Annotated in this window: 6 protein-coding genes; 1 reads left to right on the top strand and 5 read right to left on the bottom strand. The window is 75.0% G+C overall.

Annotation, left to right across the window (positions count from 1 at the left end; all coding sequences use genetic code 11):
- Positions 1 to 41 precede the first annotated feature (41 nt).
- The 4 genes from ACFU7Z_RS31290 to ACFU7Z_RS31275 form a co-directional block, all read right to left on the bottom strand.
- Positions 42 to 608 carry an RICIN domain-containing protein gene (locus tag ACFU7Z_RS31290; protein WP_074005532.1) on the bottom strand — a complete coding sequence of 189 codons (567 nt, stop codon included), beginning with the start codon at positions 606 to 608 and terminating at the stop codon, positions 42 to 44.
- 35 nt (positions 609 to 643) lie between these two features.
- Positions 644 to 1,504, bottom strand: coding sequence for a peptidoglycan-binding protein (locus ACFU7Z_RS31285; RefSeq protein ID WP_375876361.1), 861 nt, complete (start codon positions 1,502 to 1,504; stop codon positions 644 to 646).
- A 42-nt stretch (positions 1,505 to 1,546) separates the two neighbouring features.
- Positions 1,547 to 2,449 carry a CAP domain-containing protein gene (locus ACFU7Z_RS31280; RefSeq protein WP_380781183.1) on the bottom strand — a complete coding sequence of 301 codons (903 nt, stop codon included), beginning with the start codon at positions 2,447 to 2,449 and terminating at the stop codon, positions 1,547 to 1,549.
- 133 nt (positions 2,450 to 2,582) lie between these two features.
- On the bottom strand, positions 2,583 to 5,516 hold the full coding sequence (locus tag ACFU7Z_RS31275) for a BTAD domain-containing putative transcriptional regulator (RefSeq protein ID WP_380781181.1): 2,934 nt from the start codon (positions 5,514 to 5,516) through the stop codon (positions 2,583 to 2,585).
- Positions 5,517 to 5,669: 153 nt separating this feature from the next.
- On the opposite strand from ACFU7Z_RS31275, the gene ACFU7Z_RS31270 reads away from it, so the two are divergent.
- Complete coding sequence (locus ACFU7Z_RS31270) at positions 5,670 to 7,112, top strand: BTAD domain-containing putative transcriptional regulator (RefSeq protein WP_380781178.1); 1,443 nt, start codon at positions 5,670 to 5,672, stop codon at positions 7,110 to 7,112.
- A gap of 47 nt (positions 7,113 to 7,159) precedes the next feature.
- On the opposite strand, the gene ACFU7Z_RS31265 is transcribed toward ACFU7Z_RS31270, so the two are convergent.
- Complete coding sequence (locus ACFU7Z_RS31265) at positions 7,160 to 7,654, bottom strand: hypothetical protein (RefSeq protein ID WP_049661190.1); 495 nt, start codon at positions 7,652 to 7,654, stop codon at positions 7,160 to 7,162.
- Between the last annotated feature and the right edge of the window lie 552 nt (positions 7,655 to 8,206).

Here is an 8,206-nt window from a genome sequence, read left to right as displayed (position 1 = left end):
GGTCCGCTCGGCCTGGAGAGCGGACCGGGCCCGGTGGTTCGTCAGCCGAGCAGCCAGCGCTGGGCCGGGGCGGCGGGGTCGCAGGAGGCCACCCCGGTGGCCTGGCCGCCGCCGTTGGAGGTGAGGCACTGCCCGGTGGCCGCGTTGCGGACCAGGTACCAGCCGTGGTCCTCGTCGGTCAGCCGCCACTTCTGGTTGGCGGGCATCCAGTCGCCGGCCGGCCGGTTGAGGCCGTCCAGTCCGCCGGGGGTGTCCCAGAGGTGGACGGCGCCCGAACCGGTGTCGAGGTCGATCACCTTGCCCTGCCCGTGCGCGATCGCCGTGGTGCCGTCGCAGTACTTCCAGAACGACCAGGTCTGCGCGGGCGACTGGTTGGCCGGCCAGACGATGATCGGCTGACCGTTGGCCTCGACGTTGTGGAAGAGGTCGAGCGCGCCGGCGCCGGAGCCGTTGTTCACGGCCGCGAAGGCTCCCACGGACGGCGACAGGTCGCAGGCGCCGGCCTGTGCCGCCTGCGCCGCCGGCGCGCCGGCCACGACCGCCCCCGCGACGGCAGTGACGGCCCCGAGCGAGGCGAGGAGCCTGCGGGTACGGGTGGTGGTTCTCATCGGGTCTCTCCTTCTGGTGTGGTGGGCGGGCCGGCTCAGCCGCGCGGGACCGCGAGCGCGGCCCACTGCTTGGGGCCGGGGACGCCGTCGGCGTCCGCGCCCGAGTCGCCGAGCTTGTGCTGCCAGTTGCGGAAGGACTCGCGGTCCGCGTCGGACCACTCGGGGCCGGGGCCCTCGGCGTAGGCGGAGCAGCCCTCGGCGACGAGGCGCTCGCCCATCCGGGTGATGACGTCGCTGTTCTGGCCGTCGTGGAAGAAGTCGGCGCCGGGGAAGGGCTCGTAGCCGTCGCCGCCGTCACCGCCGCCGCCCGCCGGAGCGGCTCCGCCGGACGGGGCCCCGCCGTCGGGGCTGTCCTCCGCGGAGGCCTCCTGCCCGAAGTAGAGCGCCCCGGGCCGGTCCTTCCACTCCGGGTCGGCGAGGACCGCGCCTTCGGCGAAGTCCGGGATGCCGTAGCCGTAGACCCAGTCCGAGCGGCGCTCACGGGTCTTGAGGTAGACGCCGTCGCCCTCGGCGCTGCCGCCGTCGTTGGTGTTGCCCTCGACGGTGGTGATGGTGGAACTGGTGTAGGCGATGCAGATGCCGGTGTGGCTGCCGCCGCCGGGCCCGAAGAAGACCTGGCCGCCGATCACCGGGTACTCGGTGAAGCGGTCGCGCTCCTTGAACCAGGCGACGCCCTCCGCGCAGGAGGCGGTCACCGGGAAGCGCCCGGCGTTGCCGGACTGCTCGGCGCACCAGGAGACGAAGGTGGCGCACCAGGCCTCGCCCTGGGACCACTCCAGGCCGGCGACGGCGGGGGAGAACTTCTGGATGTTGTTCCAGTGCCCGCCGCTGCGACCCTCGTGGTAGCCGACCTCGTCTCGGGCGATGCGGATCAGGTCCGCCGCGTTCGAGGACATGGGTGTGGACTCCTTGTTCTTGGAAGGGTGCCGGTCGGGGTCTCAGGCCTTGCCGAAGGTCTGCACGTAGCGGCCCCAGTTGCCGCGCTGGCGGGGCGCGTAGCCGATGCCGATGTAGTTGTAGTCGGGGTTGAGGATGTTCACCCGGTGGCCCGGGCTGTTCATCCACATCTGCATCGCCTCCGGCACGCTGTTGCTCGGGGTGACGTTCTCGGCGGAGGAGCGGGAGACGAAGCCGGCGGCCGCGATGCGGTCCCAGGGGGAGCTGCCGTCGGTGCCGTTGTGCTGGGTGAGGTCGTGCGAGGCCATGTCGTTGGCGTGGCGCTGGGCGGCCGCGCTGAGGCGGTCGTCCAGGCGCACCGGCGGGGCGCCGACCCGGCCGCGCTCGGCGTTGACGGCGTTCAGCATCTCGGAGCGGAAGTCACCGCCGCCGCCACCGCCGGGCTGGGGCTGCGGCTGGGGCTGCTGCTGGCCGCCGCCGCTGCTGATGCCCCCGGCCGGGACGAGCTGCCAGCGCTGCGCCGGGTTGCCGTCGTCCTGCCTGGAGAGGGTGAGCGGCGAGCCGGGGGCGGCCGCGGTGAGGTAGAGCATGCCCTCGTTGGTGCGGGTGGTGCGGATGCGGACCCAGTCGTTGTCGAGGGGCTCGAAGCACCAGTGCTGGTTGGGCTGGTTGTGCTCGTTGTACAGCCAGGCCTGGCCGGTGGAGTAGTTGAAGTCCATGACCATGGCCTGGCCGCCGACGTGCTTGCCGGTGGTGAGCTGGGTCTCCAGGAGGAAGCTGCCGTTCTCCTTGGCCCAGAAGGTCCAGCCCTGGGCGGTGGTGCCGTTGGAGCCCCAGGACTGGACGGCGGTGCCGGCGGCGGTCTGGCTGGAACGGACGTCGGCGACGGTTCCGTTGGCGGACTTGATCGTCCAGGTCTGGCCGTGCTGCGGGAGCGTGGGCATGGTGGCGCCTCTCGTCTGTGGTGTCGCCCCGGGCCGCATCCGCTGCGGCCCGGGGCCTGACGAGAGAGACGTTCCTGCACGGCGGTAGACGGCCGGTCAACACGCGTGGCCGGTGCCGCCGTTGATGCCATGTCTACCGCGCCAGAAGGGCCCTGACCTGCGCCGATTCCTCGGTGAGCCCCAGCCGCTCGTACACCTCCAGGGAGTCCGTCAGACAGGCCCGGGCCTGGCTCGGGCGGCCGAGGCCGGTGAGCGCGGTGCCGAGGGTGCGCAGCAGGGCGCCCTCCAGGGCGGGGCTGGTGCGCCGGGCGAGCGGGAGGACCGCCTCGGCCGCGTCGACGGCGAGCAGCCAGCGGCCGGCCTCGGCGTGGATGCGGGCGGCGAGGTCGCCGGACGCGGCGGCGAAGACGGTGACCTGGAGGGCGGTGAACTCGTCGCGGGCGCCGACCGCGTGGTCGAGCGCCGCCTCCGGGTCGCCGCACAGCCGCAGCACCCGGGCGAGGTAGTAGCGGCCGATCGCGGCGGAGACCGGCCCCGAGTCGCGCATCAGACGGGCGCTGCGCTCGGCGGCCTCCCGGGCCTCGTCGAGCCGGCCGGTCTGGGCGCAGCTGAAGGCGAACTCGCCGAGCGCGCTGCCCTCGGAGCGTCCGGCCCCCAGGCGGTGGAACAGCCCGGCGGCCCGGCCGGCGTGTTCGGCGGCCTCGGCGTAGCGGCCGTGCACGCGGGCGTTGCCGCCGAGGGTGAGCAGGGCCTTGGCGAGCACCCGGTCGGTGCCGGTGGTGGTGCAGACCTCGACGGCCCGGCGGATCTCCTCCACGGACTCGGCGTAGCGGTTGACGTGCCAGAGCATGCTGCCGCGCACGTACCGGGCGAGGGCGAGCGGGCCGTGGTCGCCGCGTGCCTCGGCCTCGCCGGCCAGGCGTTCGGCGAGGTCGGCGATGACGGTGGTCTGGGTGCGTTCGGCGAGCACCGCGCCCATCCGGTCGGCGAGTTCGACGGCGCGGTCGAGCGGCAGGGCCGGGTCGGCGCAGCTCAGGGCGATGACGGCGGCGTGCACCTCGGCCTGCTCGCGCATCCAGCGCACGGCCTCCGTGCCGTCGGCGACGGGCCGGCCGGGGTGCGGCACCGGCACGTCGAGCAGGCTGAGTTCGACCGGGTCGGGCTTGCGGGCGGCGACGTCGGCGTTGCGGGCGGTGGCGAGGCAGAAGTCGAGCAGCCGTCCGGTGGCCGCGGTGCGTTCGGCGGGGCCGTCCTCGGCGGCGAGCCGGCCGCGGGCGTAGGCGCGGACCAGGTCGTGGTAGCCGTACCGGCCGAAGCGGGGGGACTGCAGGAGGTTGAGGTCGACGAGGGTTTCGAGGAGTTCGTCGGTCTCGGCCTCGGTGCGGTCGAGCAGGACGGCGGCGCAGGGCAGCGGGATGTCGGGGGCGTCGAGCAGGGCGAGCAGCCGGAAGGCGCGGGCCAGTTCGACGTCGAGGCGGTGGTAGGAGAGCGCGAAGCTCGCCTCCACCGTCCGTTCGCCGTCGCTGAGTTCGGCCAGCCGGTGCTCCCGGCGCAGGCCCTCGGCGAGGGTGGCCAGGGTGAGCGCGGGGTCGGCGGCGAGCCGGGAGGCGACGATGCGGACGGCGAGCGGCAGCAGCCCGCAGGCCCGGACGACCTCCTCGGCGGCCCCGGGCTCGGCGGCGACGCGGTCGGCGCCGACGATCCGGGTGAGCAGTTCCAGCGCCTGCCCGGGCGGCAGGGTGTCCAGGCGCAGTTGGTGGGCTCCGGCGAGGCCGGTCAGCCGGTGGCGGCTGGTGACGAGGACGGCGCAGCCGGGCGAGCCGGGCAGCAGGGGTTCGACGTGGCCGGGGGTGGCCGCGTTGTCGAGGACGACCAGGACGCGCCGCCCGGCCAGGGCCGAGCGGTAGAGCGCGCTGCGCTCCCCGGTGTCCGGGGGGATCTCGCCGGGGGCGACGCCGAGGTCCCGCAGGAAGCCGGCGAGCACCGTGCCGGGGTCGGGCGGGGTGCGGTCGGCGCCGCGCAGGTCGGCGAAGAGCTGCCCGTCGGGGAAGCGGTCGCGGGTCCGGCGGGCCACGTGCACGGCGAGGGTGGTCTTGCCGACGCCGCCCATGCCGTCCAGGGCGGAGACCACGACGGCCCGTCCGCCGGCGCCGGCGAGGCGGTCGGTGAGGGCCTCGACCTCCTCGGTGCGGCCGGTGAAGTCGGGCAGGCCGGACGGCAGCTGGTCGGGCGCCCGCCAGGTGTCGGCGGCGCCGGGGGCGTCGGCGGCGGGCCCGGCCTGGGCGGCGCCGGCGGGCAGCAGGGCGGCGTCCTCGCGCAGGATCCGCAGCTGGAGCTCGGCGGGGGCGTCCTCGCCGGGCGGGAGCGAGGCGCGGGCGTCCTCGTACACGGCGAGCGCCTCGGCCTTGCGCCCGGCCTGGTAGAGGGCGCGCATCAGGACGGTGGTGAGCCGGGGGCGGCCGGGGTGCTCCAGGGCGAGGGCGGCGATCGCCGCGGTGAGGTCGGTGCGGTCGCCGAGGTCGGCGTCCAGCTCCAGTTCCGTCTCCTTGGCCGAGACCCTCTGTTCGGTGAGACGGGTGCGGACGGCCTCGGCGTGCGGCCCGGGCAGTCCGGCCAGCGCCTCGCCGACCCAGAGCCGGTGGGCGCGGCGCAGCACCTCCCGCACCTCCCGCGGCGGGGCGCCCGCCTCGCGCAGCCGCTCGGCCTCGGCCAGCAGGGCCTCCCAGGCGGCGGCGTCCACCTCGCTGCCGGGCGCCCTGAACGCGTAGCCGTCGCCGACGCGCACCAGCGGCATCCGGTCCGGGTCGTCCCCGGCGTACGGCCGGAACGCGGTGCGCAGCCGGGAGACGGCGAGCTGGACGGCCTTGCGCGGGTCGGCCGGCGCGGCCCCGCCCCACACCCCCTCGACCAGCACCGGGACCGACACCGTGCGCCCGGCGGCGGCCAGCAGCACGGCGAGCACGGCCCGCTGCTGCGGCCGGCCCAACTCCAGTTCCAGCTCCCCGTACCAGGCCCGCAGCGGTCCCAGCAGTCCGAACCGCAGCCCGGAACCCCCCATGTCACCCATCTACCCGTCCCCGAAAGTCGTCCTGCGCCGGGATCCCGCCAGTTCCGTCCGGACGGTGGGCCCCCATACCCCGGCGGCCTATGCTCTGTCACAGATTGTGCACCGGATCGTGCACAGGTTGTGCACCGGATCGAGGGCTTCGAGGGGTGGGCCGTGGGGCTCGTTTTCAGCCTGCTGGGGCCGCTGCGGGCCCGGCACGACGGTCGTGAGCTCGACCTCGGCCGACCGCAGCAGCGGGCCGTGCTCGCGGCCCTGCTGGTCCCGCCGGGGCAGCTGGTGTCCACGGATCGGCTGGTCGAGGACCTGTGGGGGGCGGACGAAACCCGCTGGCCGAAGGATCCGGTCGGGCAGATCGGCACCCACGTCCACCGGCTGCGGCGGGCCCTGGGCGAGCCCGGGCTGCTGGTCGGGGCGGCGGGCGGCTACCGGCTGGAGGCGCCGCGCACGGCGGTGGACCTCTTCCGTTACGAGGCCGAGGTGGCGGAGGCCGTCGCGCTGCGTCACCAGGATCCCCTGCGGGCGCGCGAGTCGCTGGCGCGGGCGCTGGGCGCCTGGGAGGGGCACCGGGCGCTGGACGGGGTGCCCGGGGCGTTCGCCGAGCGGGTCCGGGAACGGCTGGCGGCCGGGCGGTTCGCGGCGGTGAAGACCCTGCTCGACCTGGACCTCTCGCTCGGCCGGCACGCCGAGGCGCTGGAGCCGCTGGCCGGGCTGGCCGCCTCGCACCCCCAGGACGAGGAGGTGCACCGGCTGCACCTGCTGGCGCTGCACCGCTGCGGCCGGACGGCGGAGGCGCTGGCGGGGTACGAGGCGCTGCGTGAGCGGCTGGACGGGGAGCTCGGTCTCGAACCCGCCCCGGCACTGGTCGAGCTGGCCGGGCAGATCCGGCGCGGCGAGGCCCCGGTGCTGCTGCGGCGGCTGCCGAGGCCGAGCCAGCTGCCGCCGGACATCCCGGACCTGGTCGGGCGGGCGGCACAGGTGCGGGAGGCGGAGCGGGTGCTGCGGGCGGCCGGGGCGCCGGTCCTGGGGCTGTCCGGTCCGGCGGGCTGCGGCGCGTCGGCGCTGGCGGTGCACGTGGCGCACACCGTCCAGGACGCCTTCCCGGACGGCCGGCTGTACGCGGGCGGCGGCGGGGCCGGTGTGGTGCTCGCCGGCTTCCTGCGGGCGCTGGGGGACCGGCCGGCGGCGGGCGCGGACGTCGAGGAGCTCGGCGCGCGCTACCGCGGGCTGCTCGCCGGGCGCCGGGTGCTGGTCCTGCTGGACGGGGTGGCCGAGCCGGGCGTACTGCTGCCGTCGGTGCCCGGCTGCGCGGGGGTGGTGGCGGGCGCCGAACCGGGCACCCTGCCCGACGGCGCCGTACGGCTCGCGGTGGGACCGCTGGAGCCGCACGACGCCTACGAACTGCTGGCCCGGATCGCCGGCGCGGACCGGGTCCGGCGGGAGCCGGAGGCGGTGGCCGAGGTGGCCGCGCTCTGCGGCCACCTGCCGGTCCTGCTGCGCACGGCGGCGGAGCGGCTCGCCTCCCGGCCGCAGTGGTCGGTGGCCGACCTGGTGCGGTGGCTCGCCCTGCGGGCCGACGGGCCGGGGCGGGCCCAGTAACGCCGGCTCTCCTGGCGACCCCGGCCTTCTCGGTGACCGGGGCCGGTTCAGTAGAGGTCGGAGGAGAAGAGGACTGCGCCGGGGACGGGGCCGGGGTTGGAGGAGTGGGGGATGCGCGGGATGTCGTTGCCGCCCCAGTAGACGCCGGAGGTGCCGCTGGCGGTGACGGTCAGCTTGGCGTGCGGGTGGCCGTAGGTGCCGGACGACCAGCAGGCGGCGCCGTTGGCGGAGTAGACGACGAAGTTGCCGTCGACCTGCATGACGGCCTTGTAGCCGCAGCCGACGGTGCCGCTGGCCATCTTGACCTGGGTCCCGTACTGGTAGACGACGAAGTTGCCGTCGGGCTGCATGATCATCCGGGTGGAGCCGGACTCGATGTACCAGCCCTGGTAGAGCGGCTCGTCGTCCCAGATGGAGACGTGGTCGACGGCCCGCTCGATCGCGGCCTCCGCGGTACCGGTCGACGCCACGGTCCCGGCCAGGGCGAGCGCGGTGGTGGCGGTGGCCAGGGCGATCTGCCGGAGGGTCTTCGTCGTCTTCATGTACCCGTGCCTCGTGGTTCTCTCGTGCGTTCGCGCCCGCCAGGTCCTCGGGGCGCGGTGTGGCACGACCTTGGCGGAAGGCGGTAGACAAACGATGAACGCCGCCGTTTAACGGGGTCCGGGGGCCGGGCCGGCGGGCCGGGGCCCACGGCGGGACCAGGGGCATTTGGCTTGGGCCCGGAGTGGGAGTAGTGTCTCCTAGTCGCCTGACAGGGAGCACCGGACACGCAGCCGCGCGGACGGTCCCGGGGTGGCCAATCCTCTGAAACACCACTTTCCGGTTCAGGCCGGGTCGCTTCGTCGTTTTCGCGTCGCGGCCTGGTGCGCATTCGGTGTGCATGTTTATTGGGTTGCGGTCGGATTCGCTTTTCGGAGCGGGGATCGGCTAGAGTTTGAAACGTCGGACAGGGCGTCAAACCCCGGAAGACACCGGCGAGTTGGATGAACGAAGCCCCGGAAACGGAGCGGAAAACATCTGATAAGCTGGAAACACGAAAGAACGAAGCCCGGAGGGTCCGCTGGAAGGCGGTCCGAAGGAAGCGTCCGTTCCTT

The sequence above is a fragment of the Kitasatospora sp. NPDC057518 genome (genome assembly GCF_042802075.1).
GTDB lineage: Bacteria > Actinomycetota > Actinomycetes > Streptomycetales > Streptomycetaceae > Kitasatospora.
The sequence above is the reverse complement of the archived record's forward strand: the minus strand, read 5'-3'. Positions and strand labels throughout refer to the sequence as shown.

Coding starts and splice junctions, on each gene's coding strand:
- ACFU7Z_RS31290 (WP_074005532.1), bottom strand. CDS start 608: ATGAGAACCACCACCCGTACCCGCAGGCTCCTCGCCTCGCTCGGGGCC.
- ACFU7Z_RS31285 (WP_375876361.1), bottom strand. CDS start 1,504: ATGTCCTCGAACGCGGCGGACCTGATCCGCATCGCCCGAGACGAGGTC.
- ACFU7Z_RS31280 (WP_380781183.1), bottom strand. CDS start 2,449: ATGCCCACGCTCCCGCAGCACGGCCAGACCTGGACGATCAAGTCCGCC.
- ACFU7Z_RS31275 (WP_380781181.1), bottom strand. CDS start 5,516: ATGGGTGACATGGGGGGTTCCGGGCTGCGGTTCGGACTGCTGGGACCG.
- ACFU7Z_RS31265 (WP_049661190.1), bottom strand. CDS start 7,654: ATGAAGACGACGAAGACCCTCCGGCAGATCGCCCTGGCCACCGCCACC.